This is a genomic window from Pseudophaeobacter leonis (assembly GCF_002087335.1).
Classification (GTDB): Bacteria; Pseudomonadota; Alphaproteobacteria; order Rhodobacterales; family Rhodobacteraceae; genus Pseudophaeobacter; species Pseudophaeobacter leonis.
The window spans coordinates 1-18856 of the sequence record NZ_MWVJ01000044.1 but is presented as its reverse complement, the minus strand read 5'-3'; the positions used below and the strand labels follow the sequence as shown (position 1 = coordinate 18856).

General features: G+C 58.9%; 19 protein-coding genes and 2 pseudogenes. 5 read left to right on the top strand and 16 right to left on the bottom strand.

Features of this window, described 5'->3' with window-relative positions; all coding sequences use genetic code 11:
* Position 1: 1 nt before the first annotated feature.
* The 8 genes from B4968_RS10820 to B4968_RS10795 all read right to left on the bottom strand — a co-directional run bounded on the left by B4968_RS10820 (position 2) and on the right by B4968_RS10795 (position 9443).
* Positions 2-2704 (bottom strand): AMP-binding protein, encoded by a 2703-nt coding sequence (locus B4968_RS10820; protein ID WP_083098991.1) that lies wholly within the window; start codon positions 2702-2704, stop codon positions 2-4.
* Entirely contained in the window at positions 2704-4197 is a 1494-nt protein-coding gene (locus B4968_RS10815) for a sugar ABC transporter ATP-binding protein (protein ID WP_083098988.1), read from the bottom strand. Before B4968_RS10815 ends, B4968_RS10820 begins: the two co-directional genes overlap by 1 nt.
* A gap of 94 nt (positions 4198-4291) precedes the next feature.
* On the bottom strand, positions 4292-5269 hold the full coding sequence (locus B4968_RS10810; RefSeq protein WP_083098985.1) for an SMP-30/gluconolactonase/LRE family protein: 978 nt from the start codon (positions 5267-5269) through the stop codon (positions 4292-4294).
* A complete protein-coding gene (locus B4968_RS25215) occupies positions 5266-5400 on the bottom strand; it encodes a hypothetical protein (protein WP_277620937.1) in 135 nt (44 codons plus the stop codon). The genes B4968_RS10810 and B4968_RS25215 overlap by 4 nt, the downstream gene beginning before the upstream one ends.
* Positions 5401-5415: 15 nt before the next feature.
* Positions 5416-5973: an SMP-30/gluconolactonase/LRE family protein gene (locus tag B4968_RS23810; protein WP_206601094.1), complete on the bottom strand. Its 558-nt coding sequence runs from the start codon at positions 5971-5973 to the stop codon at positions 5416-5418.
* Entirely contained in the window at positions 5970-7379 is a 1410-nt protein-coding gene (locus B4968_RS10805) for an ABC transporter permease subunit (RefSeq protein WP_206601093.1), read from the bottom strand. Before B4968_RS10805 ends, B4968_RS23810 begins: the two co-directional genes overlap by 4 nt.
* Positions 7380-7446: 67 nt before the next feature.
* A complete protein-coding gene (locus B4968_RS10800; RefSeq protein WP_083098982.1) occupies positions 7447-8442 on the bottom strand; it encodes a sugar ABC transporter substrate-binding protein in 996 nt (331 codons plus the stop codon).
* Between the two features lie 26 nt (positions 8443-8468).
* Positions 8469-9443, bottom strand: a complete 975-nt coding sequence (locus B4968_RS10795) for an ABC transporter permease (protein ID WP_083098979.1) — start codon at positions 9441-9443, stop codon at positions 8469-8471.
* Between the two features lie 252 nt (positions 9444-9695).
* Between B4968_RS10795 and B4968_RS10790 the strand changes: the two genes are divergently transcribed.
* The 4 genes from B4968_RS10790 to map all read left to right on the top strand — a co-directional run bounded on the left by B4968_RS10790 (position 9696) and on the right by map (position 12599).
* Entirely contained in the window at positions 9696-10643 is a 948-nt protein-coding gene (locus B4968_RS10790) for an AraC-like ligand-binding domain-containing protein (protein ID WP_083098977.1), read from the top strand.
* A 144-nt stretch (positions 10644-10787) separates the two neighbouring features.
* Complete coding sequence (locus B4968_RS23495) at positions 10788-10946, top strand: hypothetical protein (protein ID WP_161492577.1); 159 nt, start codon at positions 10788-10790, stop codon at positions 10944-10946.
* Between the two features lie 298 nt (positions 10947-11244).
* Positions 11245-11616, top strand: a complete 372-nt coding sequence (locus B4968_RS10785; RefSeq protein WP_083098975.1) for a recombinase family protein — start codon at positions 11245-11247, stop codon at positions 11614-11616.
* 113 nt (positions 11617-11729) lie between these two features.
* A complete protein-coding gene (gene map / locus B4968_RS10780) occupies positions 11730-12599 on the top strand; it encodes a type I methionyl aminopeptidase (protein ID WP_083098972.1) in 870 nt (289 codons plus the stop codon).
* Between the two features lie 79 nt (positions 12600-12678).
* On the opposite strand, the gene B4968_RS25690 is transcribed toward map, so the two are convergent.
* The 4 genes and pseudogenes from B4968_RS25690 to B4968_RS10765 form a co-directional block, all read right to left on the bottom strand.
* A complete protein-coding gene (locus tag B4968_RS25690; protein WP_338153244.1) occupies positions 12679-12834 on the bottom strand; it encodes a hypothetical protein in 156 nt (51 codons plus the stop codon).
* Entirely contained in the window at positions 12827-13342 is a 516-nt protein-coding gene (locus tag B4968_RS10775; RefSeq protein WP_338153243.1) for an HAD family hydrolase, read from the bottom strand. Before B4968_RS10775 ends, B4968_RS25690 begins: the two co-directional genes overlap by 8 nt.
* A gap of 91 nt (positions 13343-13433) precedes the next feature.
* Positions 13434-13994, bottom strand: a pseudogene (gene rsmD / locus B4968_RS10770) (16S rRNA (guanine(966)-N(2))-methyltransferase RsmD).
* Positions 13991-15201, bottom strand: a pseudogene (locus tag B4968_RS10765) (NAD(P)/FAD-dependent oxidoreductase). Before B4968_RS10765 ends, rsmD begins: the two co-directional pseudogenes overlap by 4 nt.
* 99 nt (positions 15202-15300) lie before the next feature.
* Between B4968_RS10765 and B4968_RS10760 the strand changes: the two are divergent.
* Positions 15301-15789 carry a peroxiredoxin gene (locus B4968_RS10760; protein ID WP_083098970.1) on the top strand — a complete coding sequence of 163 codons (489 nt, stop codon included), beginning with the start codon at positions 15301-15303 and terminating at the stop codon, positions 15787-15789.
* An 88-nt stretch (positions 15790-15877) separates the two neighbouring features.
* On the opposite strand, the gene B4968_RS10755 is transcribed toward B4968_RS10760, so the two are convergent.
* From B4968_RS10755 to B4968_RS10740, 4 genes are read right to left on the bottom strand one after another with little or no spacing between them, the layout of a single operon-like run.
* Positions 15878-16171, bottom strand: a complete 294-nt coding sequence (locus tag B4968_RS10755; RefSeq protein ID WP_083098968.1) for a 4a-hydroxytetrahydrobiopterin dehydratase — start codon at positions 16169-16171, stop codon at positions 15878-15880.
* On the bottom strand, positions 16168-17382 hold the full coding sequence (locus B4968_RS10750) for a GNAT family N-acetyltransferase (RefSeq protein WP_083098966.1): 1215 nt from the start codon (positions 17380-17382) through the stop codon (positions 16168-16170). The genes B4968_RS10755 and B4968_RS10750 overlap by 4 nt, the downstream gene beginning before the upstream one ends.
* Before the next feature lie 45 nt (positions 17383-17427).
* On the bottom strand, positions 17428-18201 hold the full coding sequence (locus B4968_RS10745; protein ID WP_083098964.1) for a glycerophosphodiester phosphodiesterase family protein: 774 nt from the start codon (positions 18199-18201) through the stop codon (positions 17428-17430).
* Complete coding sequence (locus tag B4968_RS10740; protein WP_083098962.1) at positions 18198-18656, bottom strand: RidA family protein; 459 nt, start codon at positions 18654-18656, stop codon at positions 18198-18200. Before B4968_RS10740 ends, B4968_RS10745 begins: the two co-directional genes overlap by 4 nt.
* Positions 18657-18856: the final 200 nt, after the last annotated feature.

Genomic DNA, 18856 nt, shown 5'->3' with positions numbered 1-18856 from the left:
CCTAAATTACTGGGTCCTGCCCCAAATAGTGCGGCTGTTGTTTCTCGCGAAAGGCCTTCAAACCGATTGCAAGATCCTGCCCCTCCGTATGCGCTTCGAAAGCCTCGATTTCCGCATCCATGCGTGTGGATCGCACCAAGGTGTTCCTGGACGGATGAATAAGGCCCTTTATCCGTCGGATAGCCTCGGGGCTGCATTGAGAAATCTCTTCAGCAAGGTCTTTGGCGCGCTGCAAAAGCGCATTGCCGTCAACCACTTCATTCACAAGACCCCAATCCCGGAGCGTCTCTGCACCCACCAGCTTGCCAGTGTAAAACATTTCAGCCGCGCGTGCCGATCCAATCTTTTCTGAAAGACGCACGGTCGCGCCCGCGGTTGGCACGATGGCATAGCGCGCATGGCCATCTCCGATCTGCACGCCCTGCGCTGCAATGACCAGGTCACAACACAGCAAGAGCTCCAGCCCGCCGGCCACAGCGACGCCCCCGACTGCGGCGATCACGACCATCGGCAGATCCTCGATCTTGCCAACGATCGCCTGATTGCGCGCCATATAGTCAACCAAAGTCGTACTGCCGCTTGCAAGCGCCTGCTCAAATTCGATCAGATCGCCACCAGCCGAAAAGGCCCGGCCCGAGCCGGTGATAATCACCACGCGGACATCGCGCCTTTTGGCCAATGCCGAGACATGGTGATCCAGCCCGGTCATCATCTCCTGTGACATGGCATTCATCGCAGCGGGCCGGTTCAGCGTCAGCGTCGCCACCTGGCCTTCGAGTGTCAGGGTCACGGCCTGTTCGTCCTGTTCAGCCTGGGCTTGCGCCTCTGCGCGGATCACATAGTCCTGCGTCAACGGCTCCAGCGCGGCACGCAATTTCTGTAAACCATCGGGGGTTGCGCCAGAAATGCTGACGTCCACGCGCTTTGACCCTTTGGGAGCGTCTGGAAATGCAACAGAGACCACCGCCGCCGCCGCACCGCATGATTTTTCGGTTTCGATGCGAAGCTTTTCCTCAATGGCCATGTCGGCCAGGCGCGGTTTGAAGACCTTGCCAACGGCTGTCACCGGGATTTCGTCGATGCATTTTAGGAACTTGGGGAAGGCCGGACCTTCGTGAATATGCGCTTTCAGAAAGGCCGAAAAATCGGTGAGGTCTATCTGCGCCCCGGGGCGCGCCACAAAGAAAAGCGCAGGGACTTCACCCGCGTAGGCGTCGGGCATGGCGACCGCAGCACTTGCGGCGATCCCTGCAAAACGATTGGCAACCTCTTCGATCGCAGTTGGGTCGATATTATGGCCGCTGCGCACGATCAGATCCTTTTCGCGCCCTGTCAGAAACAGCCTTTCATCATCAGAGAGATAGCCAAGATCTCCGGTCGTCAGCCAACCGTCTTCATCAAGCGTGCCTTGGTTTTGCATGTCATCCAGATAGCCGGGGAACACCTGGGGCCCCCGCACCTGAACCAGACCGCTTTCGCCGGGGTCACACAGACGCAGTGTGTTGCCATCGGGCAGAACTATGCGGGTCTGAGAATAAGGCGCGCGTATTCCCGCGCTTCCGGCGATGGCAGTCCCATAGGCGGGGTTAAAGGCAATCGCCGCCGCAGTTTCCGTCATCCCGTAGGTCTCGCAAATCGTGATGCCGGTTTTAGTCATGAACCGTTCGCTGACCGAGGCGGGCCTGATCGCGCCGCCCGTCCCCGCCATGCGCACGCAGGAGAGATCCAGATCCGGTGACCATGTTTCGCACAGCGCGCCAATAGACGTCGGCACTCCATTGACGACCGTTGCGCCAAAATCCTGCGCTATCTGCCAGTAGTTTTCATTTACCGCACGCTGGCGCAATCCATAGGGAGACGGGATCACATTATGCCCCCCGGCAGCCAGCACGGACAGTCCAACCGTAATCGTGCCGCCGACATGAAAGAATGGAAACCCATTCAGCACCACATCCTGTTCGTCATAGCCAAAGACCTGCGCAAAACTGAAAGCGGCGTGGATCTGATTGCCATGGGTCAGCTGCACCAGCTTGGGCCGCCCGGTGGTGCCGCCGGTGTGAAACATCGCACAAACCGTGTCGCGGTCATCTGTTGGGCGAAAATCAAGCTGGTCCTGCCGCGCTGTGCGCATATGCGTCGCAAGCGGGGTAAAGCCTTGGGGCAGATCCCCGGCCTCACCCAGCACCACCACATGGCACAGCGATTTGACGAGAGGCACAATCTCAAGCGCCTTGTTCCAGCACATGTCATCGGCACTGCGCGCCGGGATCACAAGGATGCGCGCGCCTTCTGCCGTGAGAAGATCGGCGATCACCTCAGGTGACAGAAGATAGTTTATCGAGCTGGCAACACCCGCCACCTGCGCCCCAAACAAAAGGGCGGGAAACTCTGGCAAGGTCGGACATAAAAAGGCGACAGGGCCGCTGTCCGGGGTAATGCCAAGCCCGCGAAACATATTGGCAGCACCGGTCACAGCCTGCAAAAGCCCATCATGGGTGAGCGTAAGCCCCACATCACTGGCGCTTGGGCTGTTGAGGACCGTCAGAGCCTTTCGCTCGCCGCCATTGGCGGCCGTTGCCAGAAACAAATCGTAAATGTTGCGCGCCGGAACGGCGTCATCATAGGGCAGGGCGTCGATCGCGCGGATGTCGTTGATATCACGGACTTTGCGCAGCGGGCGGGTGGTTGGACGCAGCTGGGACATCAGTGAACCGCCGCATACATAATCATGGCTTCATCGGCTTCGCTGCCGTCCAGCTCTTCTACGATACGTCCCTGTCGACAAACCAGAATACGGTCAGAAATCTTCATGACTTCAGGCAGGTAAGAGGAGATCATCAAAACGGCCACGCCATCCTCGGCGAGCTGATGGATAAGTTGATGTATCTCGGCGATAGCCCCCACATCGACGCCGCGCGTCGGTTCATCAAAAATGATCAGCCGGGGCTTTTGCACCAAAGCCTTGGCGATCACGACCTTTTGCTGGTTTCCGCCCGAAAGCTCGATCACGCGGGCATCGTTGTTTATCGCCCGCACGCTGAGGGCTTCGGTCCAGGTCTGGGCGATCTCTTTCATCTCACGCATATTCACCGTCTTTGATTTGGTCACACCGCCGGCAAGCGCGCCCATGTACAGGTTTTCCGAAATGGACATGGTTTCAAAGAACCCCTCTTGTTTGCGATCTTCGGTGACATAGATGATCCCGTCTTTCACAGCCGGTCTGGGAACACGGTAGCGCACGGGCTGGCCATCCAGCCGGATTTGGCCGCCATGGAAAAAGTCGCGCTTGTCCACGCCTGCGATAATCTTGGCCGCCTCGGTCCGCCCCGAGCCAATCAGCCCGAACATCCCCGTCACCTGTCCGGCAAACACCGAAAAAGAGGTGTTGCGCACGATATTGTTCATCGACAGGTTCTGAACGCTCAGTATTTTTTTACCGGGCTTGCGAATGTCTCTCTCGGCGGTGCCGTAAAGCTCTTCGGTCAGGGCGCGGCCAACCATGGCCTGCACAATCTTTTCGCGGTCCAGCTCGGCGGTAGGTGCGGTTAATACCAATTCCCCATCCCGCAGGATTGTTATCCGGTCGGAAATCGCCAGCGCTTCCTCCAGCGCGTGGCTGATAAAGACGATCGACACGCCGCGCAGGCGCAGACGTTTCACCAGCGAGAAGAACTGATGCTTCTCTTCGGGCGTCAAAGTCGCCGTTGGCTCGTCAAAGATGATGACCTTGGCCTGATGGTGAACCGCGCGGGCAATTTCGACCATCTGCTTTTGTCCGGCGCCAAGCGATTGCACCAGGGCCGTGGGGTCAACGTTGAAATTGAGCGATTGCAGGAATTGTTGCCCGGCAATGTAAAGCCCGCGCAGCCGGTGGAAGTGCTGTTGGTCAGTCAGATAGATATTCTGCGCCACACTGAGCGACGGCACCAAAGAGGTTTCCTGATAAACCATCGCAATCCCGCGGCTCAGCGCATCAGCCGGCGAGCGCATCTCGACACGTTTGCCTTCAAGATAGATTTCGCCCGCAGTCGGGTCCACAACCCCCGCGATCATCTTGGTCAGGGTTGATTTCCCAGCGCCGTTTTCTCCAAGCAAAGCATGCACTTCGCCAGGCAGGAGGTCAAAATTCACATCCTTTACAGCATGGACGCCGCGATAGGATTTCGTGCCATCTCTAAGCTCGATCAACGGGGTCATGACGTACCTTTCTGGGTCTCAAACCCTGTGGCAACGACAACACCGTCTCCGCGGGCGGCCACATAGGTCTGACCGTTGTGTTCAACCGCGCTGGTCACGCCATGGGTGCGGCCATCGGCGCGGCTGTGCAGGCTCTCGACCGGTTGCAGATCGGCATCAAGCCGCACGCAGAGCCCGGCCGAGAGGGTCGGTGCCCATGGCTGAGCCGACCGAGCTGTTTGACGCCGGCACCCTGAAGTGGCTCATAAAAATCCCGCCCTGATCGCAGTTTCGGTGAAATCCAGAACTCCTGCGGCACTGCCTCGATCATGCGGTTGCGGTAGGCGCGTTCGCGCAGCACAAATTCCACAAGCTGGCTGCGCGGGGCAAAAACCGACAGCGCAAAGCCCTGATCCATCGCGCAAAGACGTCCGGGATAGCCGGCCAGATCGGCACAGACGACCTGACGCTCATGCGGTTTTTCAAGGTTGATGCGGAGCAGCCGGTGACGCCATGCCTCAGAAATGATCAGCTCATCACCGTCCAGCGCCAGTCCTGCGGGGTATGCCAGACCATCCAGAACCTGCGCGCTGTCGCCACTGGCCAGATCAATCCGGTGCAGGCTGCCCGAGGCGTTTGACTGGAGCAGGTCGCGCTGCCAGTCTTGTGCGCCACAGTCCCTGGATCCGTTGGTCAGATACAGCGTGTCGCCCAGGGCGGTCATCGCCGTGATACAGCTCAGGCCGGGAAAGGGGCCAAAGGCCTTGCCATCCTGCACGCCCCCGATGAAATGCAGCTTGCCGTTGCTCAGCGCTACGGCCAGCCCATCTGCGCCGACAGCGGCAAGAGCGGCAATCTCGACCTCAAATTCCTGCGCAATTTCGAATTCCGCGCCTGACAAAGAACACAGCCTGTTCGCGGCCGACGCCCAGAGCCCATCCGGGCGGCTCACCAGGCAGTCGACATCGTCAAGGGCCAGACGCAGAGCAGCCTCGTCCAGGGCCCGGTTGGGGCGCAGTGCGCCATCCAGCGTCGGCACCGTTACAGCCGCTTCTCCCCGGCCAAGAATATTGTCCAAAAGCCGGGATATCATGATTTGCTCCAATAGGACTGATGCACGGTCCACTCGGGATCGACGCCATCCAGCTTTAGGCAACCGATCCGGTTATTGGTGATCCCACCGATGAACAAACGCCCCTTGTGTTCGCGTATCGAGGTGATCATCGGGTGGTTTTCGCCTTAACGGTCCCAGAGGGTTTCCAAAATTTTCCCATTCTCATCAAAGCGTACGATGCAGCCGGTGTTGATATTGGGAAACAGCCATTCATCCGGGGCGATGCGCCGCGCCATGCGTTTGCGGAACCCCGGCATCTGCATCGCCAGATCAAGACTGGGCGTGCGCACCCCGACAATCGCCAGCCAGAATGTGCCGTCAGAGGCGCGATTGATATTGTCGGGATAGCCCGGCAAATCGGGGATGACGGTTTCGACCTGGACGGCCTTGGGGCCGTCATAATAGTAGCGGCTGATCCGGCAGGCCCATGTTTCGGCAAAGAAAAAGGACTGGTCGTCATGCGCCATGCAAATGCCGTTGGGAAAGACCAGGTTCTTGATGACGGTGCGTGTGGTGCCCTTGTTCGGATCATAACAAATGATCCGCCCGTTGCCGCGCGATTCAAGGCAATCCACCGGCCAGTCATGCATCTCGTAGCGCGTCGTTGCCTCGCTGAAAAAGATCCGCCCATCGGGGGCAATAGCCAGATCATCCGCAAGACGCAGGCGTGAATCGTCGATCACCGACAACCAGGTGCGGTTGGTCTCACGGTCAGCTTGATAATCTCGCGGTCAGGCGTGATTTTATAAAGCCCCATCCCACCAATACAGACGATCAGTGCGCCATCTTTGGCAAAGGCCATGCCCAGGGGACGCCCGCCCACATGCGCAAAGACCTCTTGGTTTTTGTAGTCCGGCGCAAGGAAGCGAATGATGTCGCCGGTGCGGTTGCCGATATAGAGATTGTCGTCTTCATCAAGGATGACATCTTCGGGCCCATCGACCTCGCCCAGACCGATCAGGTCAACCGGCGACAGGCGGTCGTTCAGCGCATAGGCTGAGCCCGCACCGGTGCCCGGTGCCTTGGGAAGCGCGGCGTGGGTTGGCGAGACATAGACCTTGGACAAAAGCTTGTGACGGTTGCGCTGCCAGCGCACGTCGATGGCGACAGCCATCATCAAGACCATGCCAAGCAAGAGAGAATTGGCCCCGCTGGTGACGCCGAGGCGCACCAGCCCATTGACCATGATCATCACCGTGATCGAGCCGATCACAGCTTTTGCGGGCGAGCCGCGGCCGCCGCCAAGGCTGTTGCCGCCCAGAACGGCAGCAGTCAGTGCTGCGATTTCAAGCCCAATGCCAGTATCGGCACCCGCCCCTCCGAGGCGCGAGGCAAAGAAGACGCCCGCCAGAGCGCTCAGCGTGCCGGACACCACGTAGGTGGCACAGATCACGCTGCGCACGGGGATCCCAACGTTATGGGCGGAGCGGCGTGAGCCGCCTGTGGCCAGAACGAACCAGCCCACCCGCGAGCGGCTGAAGATCAGATGGGCAACCAACGCAATGATCGCTGTGACCACGACGCTGAAAGGAAGCCCGAAAAGCAGGCCTTCGCCAAGGAAATACCACGGCTCGGAGTCAATGAAGGTCGCGGCAATGTCGACCGAGTAGCTGAGCAAAAGCATATCGACCACGGCGCGCACCACGATCAGCGTCACCAGCGTGGTCAAAAAGGCCCGCAGCCTGAGAAAGCCGACCAGAATACCGTTGACCAGCCCGACAGCGGCCCCGGCCAGCAGCGTCAGCGCCACCACAGCAGGCATAGGAAGCCCGCCAACCGTCAAAAGCGCAAGTGCCACGATATTGCCGAGCGCAAAGGTCGAGCCCACGCTCAAGTCAATGCCGCCGGCAACCATCACCACCATGAGGGCCAGGACCAGGAGGCCAAACTCGCCCCATTCCCGCATCAAATTGGAAAGGCTGGCAACGCCGAAAAAGTCCGGGATAGAGCTTCCGAAAGCCGCGATGACGATCAGCAGGATCGCGAGCGGGATCGTGTTGTCGATCCATTTCTTCGAAAGAATTTCTCCCAACAGATGGTCAGGAAAGGCGCGGTAGCGCCAGCGTGTCAAAGTGTCTGACATCGACATGTCTCGAGCCTCATTCCTAATAAGACCAGCGCGGCAACCTGCGCGGCCGCGCTGGCATTCATGCGTGTTATTGTTGGCCGGGAAGGCTCCAGCAGCTGTCTTCAGTGATGTTATCCTTGGTCAGGAACTGAAGCGGCGTGAACAGGGCTGATTTGATCGCGCCCGGCTCGGGCTGGGCTTGCAGCAACTGCTTGATAACATTTGCCATATCCCGCGCTTGTCCGGGCACGTGATAGACCACTACTTCGGAATAGGTGCCCTTTTTCAGCCCGTCACAGGCGGTCTTGTTGCCACCACCCTGGGTCAAAAGATAAACGTCCTGACCAGATTCCTTGATCGCCGCTGAGGTGCCCACGTCCATCACATCCCAGAAACCGGCAATCGCGCAGAGATCAGGATGCTGCTGAATGACGGTGGCGGCGATATTGCGCGCCTTGGTGGAATCCCAGTCTGCGGCCTGATTTGAGACCAGCTGAATTTCCGGGTGCTTTGCAAGCACGTTGCTGATGCCTTTCATCTGATAGGCACTGGCGGCGGCGGTCAGCACGCCTTGGGTGATCGCGATCTTGCCGCTGCCGCCATTGGCAGGCGAACATTTCTCGACCAGCCGTGCGCCGATCTGCTCTCCCATGCCGACATAATCGGCGCCGATAAACGCGTCGGTCGAATAGCTCGACCGCATGTTAACCTGTACGACATAGATCCCGGCGGCCTCGGCCTTTTTCAGAAGGCGGGCATATGACTGCACATCCGGGTTGTGAACCACCAGGACATCAGGCTTTTCACTGATCAGCGAGGTGATGGCCTGCGCCCCCGCAGAGGTGCTCCAGTTCGGGTCGCGAATGTCAAACTCAACACCCAAAGGCTCCAGCGCCTCCCGCAGCCCCATGGCCCAGCCTTCGGTGAGGTCAAAGCCCATCGCAACCGGGACATAGGCCACCTTTTTGCCCTTGAAAGCATCGTAGTAGGAGGCGCGTGCAGGGTCGTCTATCCCATCCGCTGCCGCCATGGTTCCGCCAAATGCGACCAGCGCAGTCAGCGCAGCTCTTTTTAGAAAACGCATTGTTATTTCTCCCTTTTTCTCCACAGTTAAATGTCCCCTTGTTGGGCGGTTTGCTCATCGCGGGGGTTGAGAAGCGTGTCGATAACGATGGCCAGCAGCAGGATGACGCCCTTGATCACGTTCTGAACGGTGTATTGGATGTTCAGGATCGTCATGCCGTTGATCAACACACCGATCAGCAGGGTTCCCACCACGACATTGCGGACGCCGCCGCGCCCTCCCGACAGACCGATACCACCCAGAACGACAACAAGAATGACGTCATAGACAAAGGTGGAATGGGCCACGCGAGTGTTCATGCTTGCGACCGAAGCGGCCGTGACGCAGCCCGCCAGGAACCCGATTGAGGCCGAGATCATATATTGCAGGATGATGATCGGGCGCACCGGCACACCCGTAATGCGCGCAGCGGCGGCGTTATCGCCCACAGCCCGCAGGAAACTGCCGTTTTTGGTGAATTTCAAAAACAGATGCGCCGCAATGCACACCCCAATGAACATGATGATCGGTGCCGGAAGTCCAAGAACGGTGCCTTCCCCCAGCCAGAGCAGTGAATCGGCATCGGACGTGAAATAGATGACATCCAGATCAAACAGGAAATAGCGGCCAAACCCATAGATCGCCGTGCCCATGGCCAGTGTTGCAAAAATTGCCGGCACCTCGACATAGGCGATGAACACCCCGTTGATGACGCCGATCAGGATGGAAAAGGCCAACCCGAATATCAAAGCCTGCGCCAGGGGCATGCCACCGGACACCAGTTGCAGCGACCAGGCCACCGAAATCGCCATTACTGCCACCAGCGACAGATCAATGCCGCGCCCAATGACAACAATGCCCATGGCGACGCCGAGTATCCCCAGAATCGAGACGCTCCGCACCAGGATCACCAGATTATTGGTGGTTAAAAATCCAGGTACGAAAATGGTAAAAGCCAAACAAAGCAATACCGCCAGACCAAAAACGATCTGCTCTTGGCTGAGCCTCCCGATCAGGTTCATATTATCCTCCCATGCGCCGCGCTTCATCAGGAATCGCGTGCAGCAATGCCAAGCCTAGGGCGGTGCGCAGGGGCGTTCTTTTCCCATTGCGCAGGAAAGTTTGCTGAGAATGTACTGGCGGAATCCTTGCCTGGCCAGACCGTTAAGAGTAGCGTCAGGGTAATAAAATAAGGATCTTTGCGTATTTGGGATTGGAGGATCCCGGATCGCGTGGCGGATAATTGTTCCGTCGGGAGGTCCAAGGGAGGGGAAATGGAATTCGTATTTTCTACGGACCAATACGCACGTGAAGAGCGCTATAATGCCTGGCGGTCAGCGATCTGTGATTGCTATGTTCATGTCGACGTCGAAGCAACAGACCCGGAAGACTATAAAGGGTTCATTCACGAGAAAAACTTTGGTGACTTGGTCCTGACTGATATTTTGGTATCGCAGCAAACCATCCGTCGAAACCAAAAGCATATCTCAAAGCTCGACAAGGATTGTTTCTACGTACAATTCATTCACAGCGGCAAATCGCAGGTGCGTCAACTGGGCGAAGTGCATTCATCCAACACGGCGCAGGGAGCACTTTTTTGTGCGACTGAGCAATATGAATTGGAATGCATCGGGGATGTCCGTTCCTTTTACCTTAAAATCCCGCGGGAGGAATTTGCCCAGCGGTTTCCCAAAAAATACATTCCAACCGCCGCAAACATCGATACCACGCAGGGGCTGGGACGGATCACAACAGAGTTTTGCGCCATGCTGGCGACCGAAGGCGCGCGCCTGGGCGAGGAGGCGCGCGGGCAATTGGGCAAACAGCTTCTGGATGTGCTTGCTTTGACCCTGCAGGCGCCGACAGGCGATCTTCCAGGCAAGGACAGTTCCATCCGGGCAGCCCGGCTTCGGTCGGTCAAATTGTGGATAGAGCGCAATATCGGCGATGATGACCTGAGCCTTGGAACCATCGCTGCGGCAAATGGGATGTCGCTGCGCTATCTGCACCAGCTGTTTAGAGACGGGGATATGTCGGTTTCCGAATGGATTTGGGACAGGCGGCTCCTGCTGTGCTACCACGAGATTGCCAAATGCGACGGTCGCCTGCTCACCACGATCGCTTATAAATATGGTTTCAACAATTCTGCCCATTTCAGCACGGCATTCCGCAGAAAATTCGGGTTTTCGCCCCGGCAGCTGGCAACGGGTAAGGGGCATTAGCTTGATTGACGGTGCTGCTGTCACCTCTCCGGCCCTCTGAAACTGCGCCTGACCAGTATGTGCCAGTATGTACCAGTGCGATGGCATTGCGAAACAGGCCTGTGACGGCTCCGTCGCCAGGCTGAAGCATAGCGCGGAAAATCCATGAACTGGGTTTTCCGCAGATTCCTTTCGTTTCCTGCCGCACTGGACCATCCCCGGATCATGAACTGCGATCAGGGCCGCCAATTCACCGGCTTTGAAGGGACACAGGCGCTGAAAGACACGGACGTAAAAACATTCATGGACGGCAAAGAGAGCTGATCGGGGGTGCGACAGTCCTGTCGCAAGCGAGCCAGGAATATCATAGGATACTGATCCTCCCCTACTAAACCGATCCGCCCCTGTTGTTTGGATACGGTAGTCTCGGCCTGCGCGACATCAGGATCATGTCCACAATGGCGCAAATGTTTCTCGAAGATCCCGCTTATAAATCACGACAAGGGCTACGCGGGACGTTTGAACGCGGCCAAAGCGCAGGCGGGGCTATGCACCCCGCTTCGGACAAGACGGTCTGGCTCAAAAAGGCTGCGTTGTTCTCGACGACAGCGAAGCAACAATCATGCGCCGCATCTTCACGGAAGATGCATCTGGCGTGTCGCCCATAAAGATCGCGGCACAGTTCAATGAAGAAGGCATCCCCTCCCCTGCGGTCAATACCAAACGGGCCACCAGCGGCCACTGGGTGCAAAATACGGTCAACGGTAATCCAAGCCGTGCGACGGGCATTCTGAACGATGAGCGCTATATTGGGTGCAGGATTTGGAATCGGCTGCTGTCGGGAAAGCTGTTTTCAGCCGCCGCAAGATCCGCGTGCAACTGGGCAGCCTCGCGTGCCAGCTTATTCCTGGGGCGTTCCGCCAGGTTGGCAGGACCCTGCCCGCAGCCTTCTCCAGACGGCCTACCCCCTTGGCTTTTGGACGCGCATCCCTGAAACTGGCGAGACGGGTCGATTTTCCAGTCTGGTTTTGCGGCAGGCCCTCTGGTTCTTTAACCAAAATCTGCTTACATACCCCTGCAAGAGACAAGCCTACGGAGCCCAGCTTGATGAGATCGAAAGACGGCCGCACCACCAAAGACGGCATTCGCATTTACCAGGAGGCCGATTTTGCCGGCATGCATGTGGCTGGAAAGCTGGCTGCCCAAATTCTGTATGACATTGCCCAGCATGTCTTTCCGGGGCAGACCACTGGCGAGATCGACCGCATCATCACCAATATGGTCGCGGAGGCCGGCGCCGAATCCGCCACCGTCGGCTACAAGGGCTACCAGCACGCCAGCTGCATCTCGGTGACTAATGTTGTCTGTCACGGCATCCCGGGCGCCCCAATCCCGCTGCACGGTGGCGAAACCATCTCGAAAAACCTGGAAAAACGCCGTTCGGACGATTCGTTCAAAGACGGTGACATTCTGAATATTGACGTCACAGTGATCGTTGATGGCTGGTTTGGTGATACCTCTCGCATGTATGTCGCCGGTAAACTGTCGCCCAAGGCCGAGCGTCTGATCCAGGTCACCCACGACAGCCTGATGAAGGGGATTGAGGCCGTTAAGCCCGGCAATACCTTTGGCGATATCGGCTATGCCATCCAGTCCTATGTTGAAAGCAAACGCATGAATGTGGTGCGCGATTTCTGCGGTCACGGTCTTGGTCAGGTCTTTCACGCGCCGCCCAATGTGCTGCACTATGGCCGCCCCGGTGTCGGACCCAGGCTGGAAGAAGGCATGTTCTTCACCATCGAACCCATGGTGAACCTGGGCCGTGCTGAGACGGAAATCCTCAAAGATGAATGGACTGCCGTCACGCGTGACAAATCGCTGACAGCACAGTTTGAACATTCCATTGGCGTGACCGCAGATGGCTGTGACATCTTCACCCTGTCGCCCGGTGGCATGTTCCATCCGACCTACAGCTAGGCTCTGGCTGGCCATATATCCAATAGGCAAAAGCCCCGGCCAATGGTCGGGGCTTTGTTGTAGCTGGGAAAGACTTCGATCAAAGTCCGATCAGCGCAGGCACCTCGGACAGGGCCGCAAAGACCTCGGCTCCTTGGGCAGCCAGTTTTTCACCGCCTCCTTCGGGTGCAAACCCCAGGCACCGCATCCCAGCCCGTGCCGCAGCCAGGGCCCCGGTGGCGCTGTCCTCAACCACCAGACAATCGCGGGCCTGAAAAGCCAAAATGGCTGGCTGCGGCCAAAAACAATCCCGGCTCGGGCTTGGCCACCCCCAAAGAATGCGCCGAAAACATCGCGGTAGGATGAAACCGCTGCCACAGTCCGTTCTGGCCCAGGGTAATGCGCATCTTGTCCTCGCTGCCATTGGACGCAACACAAGTCGGAATGTGGTTTTGGTCCAGCAGTGTCAAAAAATCCGTCACCCCCGGCATCAGATCCACACCCGCCTTCAACGCAGCATAGGTCTCGTCATAGACCTCCTGGACCCATCCTTCGTGGAGATCTGCACCCAGAGCAATCGCCTTGTCCATGGCGCGGGCCATGGTGCTGCCGACAAACAGCTCCATCGAGCGCGCTACAGTCAATTGCAGCCCGTTACGCGCAAGATTATCGACCATGACCTGATTAGAAACCGGCTCGCTGTCGACAAGCACCCCGTCGCAATCAAAGATGATCAGTTTTGGCGTTGGAAATGTCACTGGCATGGCGCGGTATCCTGTTGCAAAGCCCCTTCACCCTGCCCCGATCACAGGGGCGATGCAAATACTGCCCCGGCACAATGCTGCCGGAGCTGTTTCACTCTGAAACAGCGCGCAACATCAAGGTGATATGACTGTCACCATATTTGCGGCTGTCCCGGCAGCGCGTAGCCCTCGGGTGCAGCCATTGGCGCATTTTCTTCCCAGATAATCAGCGCATCCCCGGCGATCCAGCCCCCGGCCTCGGCGGCCGCGAGGGCTTTTTCGCCCAGCGCCTTGCCATAAGGCGGGTCAAGAAACACCACATCAAAGGGCGCATCGGGGTTCACCCCCACTTCAACGCATTGCGGCTGATCAAGCTGCAGTGATCCGCGGCCCGGCACAGGTCGATGTTTTTGCGGATCAGCCCCTGCGACACCCGGCCATCGTCAACAAAGGCGACAGTTTCCGCACCGCGCGACAGCGCCTCCAGCCCCAGCGCGCCGGTGCCGGCAAAGAGATCCAGAACCCGCATGCCGGCAAAATCAACCTGATGCGCCAGCACGTTGAACAGGCTTTCGCGCACCCGGTCCGTGGTGGGGCGCAGATGTGCGCCTGCGTCACCCTTGCCCAGCGCCGCCAGGGCGCGGCCGCGAAAATCGCCGGCAATGATCCTCATGCCTTCAGCAGCGGTTTCAGATCCGCCGCAGGATCCGCAACCACGGATTTGTCAGCGCTTTTTCCCATGTCTATCAGGCGCTTGCCAACCATATAGGCGCGCGGGTCATTCATCGCATCCACTGCCACCAGCTGGTCACCTGTGTAGTACCAGAACGAGGCCGTGCGCCCCTCTCCGGTACGGGTGACAACGCTATCAAAGCCGGTATTGAGCCCGGCAATCTGCAATTTGACATCATACTGATCGGACCAGAACCAGGGGGTCGCCACATAGTCTTTGGCCGCGCCCATCATGTTTTGCGCCACCACCTCGGCCTGGTCGATGGCATTGGGCACGCTTTCCAGCCGGATGCGACCGCCCTTGTAGGGGAAAGAGGCGCAATCACCCGCCGACCAGATCGCCGCATCCGTGGTGCGCCCCTGCGCGTCGGTCTTGATCCCATTGTCCAGCTCTAGCCCAGCCATTTCAGCCAGTTGCGAGCCCGGCGTGATACCAACGCCAACCACGACAAAATCGACCTCCACCACAGAGCCGTCGCTTAGAATGGCGCGTGTCACCTGGCCCGCCTCGCCTTCCAGCCGTTGCAGCCCGGTGCCTTCGAGGATTTTCACCCCGTGCTCTGTATGCAGGGCGCGAACGTAGTCCGAGGTCTCGGGGGCTGCCACCCGCTGCAGGATGCGGTCTCCCATCTCGACCAGCGTGACCTTGACGCCGCGCTTGGCACAGACCGCTGCCGCCTCAAGCCCGATATAGCCGCCGCCTACGATCAGGGTGCGCTTGCCTTCGATCACATGGGGCGCCATGGCATCCACGTCGCCAAGACTACGGACAACAAAGACACCCGCCAGATCACCGCCTATGGCGGCAGGTAAATGCCGCGGATCCGACCCGGTTGTCAGCGCCAGCTGATCATAGGCAATCACCTCATCACCGATGCTCACGGTCCTGGCTACGGGATCAATCGCGGTAACGCGGCTGCCCAGACGCAGGGTAATATTGTTCTCTGCATAAAACCGTGCGGGCCGCAGGAACAGCCGCTCCAGCTCCATCTCGCCCAACAGATAGGCCTTTGAGGCGGCGGGCGCTGATAAGGCAGAGTTTCTTCGGCGCCAATCAGGGTGATATCGCCCTCAAACCCATCCTTGCGCGGCTTCGCCGCCAATGACGATCCCGCCTGCCCTGCTCCGATAACAACGATATGGCTCATTTCGCCCCTTGCCTCCCGCGTATATTCTGCTCTGCTGTTGCGGTGACCCTATAGGGGCCAAGAACCAAAACGCAATCACCACAAGAGAGGAAACGCGCAATGATTTCAGCAGGAGAGAAACTGCCCGACGCCACCCTGACACAGATGGGCGCTGAAGGCCCCGAGCAGGTCCAGATGGCGGATAAGCTAAAGGGGCGCAAGGTTGCGATTTTTGCCGTGCCCGGCGCCTTTACGCCCACCTGTAACTCCGCCCATGTTCCCAGCTTTATCCGCACCAAGGATCAGTTTGCAGCCAAAGGCGTCGATGAGATCATCTGCATCTCGGCCAATGACCCCTTTGTGATGCATGCCTGGGGTGAGTCCACCGGAGCCAATGCCGCAGGGATCTCCATGCTGGCCGATGCCGAGAGCGCCTTTACCGATGCCATCGGCATGCGGTTTGACGCACCTCCAGCAGGTCTGATCGGCCGCTCGCTGCGCTATGCGATGCTGGTTGAGGATGGCGTGGTGACGCTGCTCAACAAGGAAGAAAACCCCGGCCAGTGTGAGCTGTCTGCCGGTGAGGGCCTGCTCGAGTCGATGGGCTAACCCATAAGGCTCTATTCCCTTTGGCTGCTCAGGTACCTCTGCGCGGCCAAAGGGTGACAGGGCCGACAGGGCCGACAGGCGTCAGACCCTAGGTCAGACTGTCCATTTTGCGGGCCAGTTTGGCATCCTGCGCTGACAACCCCTCCACGTCATGGGTGGTGAGCACCACCGTCACCCGGTTGTATGTATTGCTCCACTCTGGATGATGATCCCATTTTTCTGCCCAGATCGCGGCCCGGGTCATCCAGCCAAAGGCATCGACAAAGCTGTCAAACTTGAAGGTCTTGGAGATGGCGTCGCGCCCTGCGACCATTTCCCAGCCGCTTTCGAACAAGGGGTCCAGCAAAGGCCCCCGGGTGGCGTCTGATAGCTTCTCAGTCATTCCTGTTCCTCCACATCGGCCCTGCGAAAGGGTCCATAACTGGTGAGTACTTCGACGTCTTGCGCAACGGCTTCGCGTTCGGCCACAAGGTAGCGCGCCACCGCATCGGCAAAGCCAGCATCCCCTAGCCAATGCAGGCTATGGGTTTGCACTGGCAGATAGCCGCGCGCCAGTTTGTGCTCACCCTGCGCCCCGGCCTCGACACGGGCAAGCCCCTGCGCAATGGCAAAATCTATTGCCTGATAGTAGCACATCTCAAAGTGCAGACAGGGGTGATGTTCCAAACAGCCCCAGTAGCGGCCAAACAACGCCTCTCGCCCGATGAAATTCAAAGCGCCTGCAACGGGATAGCCGTCACGCCCGGCCAAAATCAGGTGCAGATCCTCGGCCATGGTCTCGTGAATGATCGAAAAGAACTCGCGCGTCAGATAGGGCGTGCCCCATTTGCGGCTGCCGGTGTCCTGATAAAAGGCCCAGAAGGCATCCCAGTGCTCGGGCTGGATCTCGGAACCGGTATAGCTGCGGATTTCGCCGCCAAAGCCCTGCGCCTGCGCCCGTTCCTTGCGGATGTTCTTGCGCTTGCGCGACGACAGCGCCGCAAGAAAGCCATCAAAATCCTGGTAGCCCTCGTTGACCCAGTGAAACTGCTGGCTCACCCGCGGCAGCAGGCCCATCTCAGAGCCGATCTGCGCTTCTTCCTCGGTGCAAAAGGTCACATGCAGCGATGAGACCTGATTGTCCGAGGCCAGCTGCCCCGCGCCTTGCACCAAAGCGGACTGACCGATCCCCTCATAGCCCGGCCGCACCAGCAGCCGCCGTCCCGTTGCCGGGGTGAAAGGCACCGCAATCTGCAGTTTGGGATAATAGCGCCCGCCTGCCCTCTCAAAGGCCTCGGCCCAGTTGTGATCAAAGATATATTCGCCCTGACTGTGGGATTTAGCATAGAGCGGCGCGCAGGCGATCAGGGTCTCATCGACATAGGCGGTCAGATATTGCGGCTGCCAGCCGGTGCCTGGCCCAACCGAGCCGCTTTGCTCAAGCGTTATGAGAAAGCGATGGGTGGTAAAGGGATCAATCGCGCGCGTGCCATTGCCCGTGCCACAGCCCGTACCATCACCGAGGGTTTCAGGGCAGGCACAGGCATCCCAGTCCTGCGCCGCAATCTGCGACAGGGATGCAAGCACGCGAATTTCAACCGGTTTCTGATCCATTATCTCTCCCTGTCTTGCTGATATTTGGGCAGAGCAGCAGTGGGATCAACCCGGTAGCGGTGAAAGATATTGTTCAAAGGTCACATTATCCACCCAGTGCCGCGCGTCTGCCTCAACCGCAGGCGATTTTACGGTCCAGCACAAAACCGGCACGCCCGAGGCCCGCAGCTGCTGCACTCGTGGCCGGGTCAGATCGCCAACCTCATGGCTGATAAAGCTGGACTGGCTGCTGGCGAAATCCGGGATGTCACGCAGCCGGGCGCAGATATCTGCTGGCAGGGGCGCCCAGTCATCGGGATCATAGGCGCTGGTCACCAGCCCGCGGGCGATATCCGGCGCATACCCCGCCAGCGCCGCCACAGAGTGCGGATTGAACGACATCAGGGCCACGACACCAGTATATCCCTGCAAAGCCTCGGCGGTGGCGCGTTCCAGCCTGCCGATGTCAGTGCCCAGAGAGCCGTCCTGATCCTTGACCTCTATCAGCAGCGGCACCTGCCCCGCGACCAGTTGCAGCACCTCGGCCAGAGTTGGAATACCTTCGCCATCGCCGCCTTTCAGCGTGATCTCTGCCAGCTCCGCCGCGCTGCGCGCGCTCACGGCGCCCTGTGCCTCGGCCAGTCGGTCCAACATATCGTCGTGAAACACCATCGGGCAGCCATCACTGGAAAGCTGCAGATCGATTTCGATGGCATAGCCTGCCTGGATGGCCGCGCGGATGGCCGCGCGACTGTTTTCGGGTCGCCCATCCGTCACGTCATGCAGCGCACGATGCGCCACAGGCAGGGACAGAAACTGGCGCGGCAGGGATGGGATCATTTGATCTGGAACACCGCATCAATTTCAACCGCAACGCCCAGCGGCAATGACGGAGCACTAACAGCAGAGCGCGCGTGGCGTCCGGCCTCTCCCAGGGCTGCAACCAGGAAATCGGAGGCACCATTCACCACTGCGGGCTGCTGGGTGAAATCAGCGGTGGAATTGACAAAAGCGCCAAGTTTGACCACCCGCACCAGACGTTCCAGATCGCCACCGCAGGCGGCTTTCAGCTGCGCCAGCAGTGCAATGGCACAGCGCTTGGCCGCGGCCTGCCCGGCATCCACATCCATATCCGCCCCCAGAGTGCCGGTAATGAGGCCATTTTCATCTGCGGAAATCTGTCCAGAGACATAGACCATGTCCCCCGCCACCACAAAGGGTACGTAGTTGGCGGCGGGTGCCGGTGCCTCTGGCAGGGTGACGCCCAAATCTTTCAGTTTTGCTTCGATGCTCATTGCGACGTTCCTTCAAGCCAAGTTCGACGGCGACGCTAGCGCCGATGCGCGCCGCCGAAAAGAGCAAATGAGCCGCAACAAATGACATCAGCCCCAGCACGCCCACTGCTGGCCAACTCTGCGCCTACTGTGGGCCAACGGTGGGCCAACTAAGAGCGTACCGGGCGCAGTCCCGGGTGCTTCAGGGCGCGCGGCCTGAG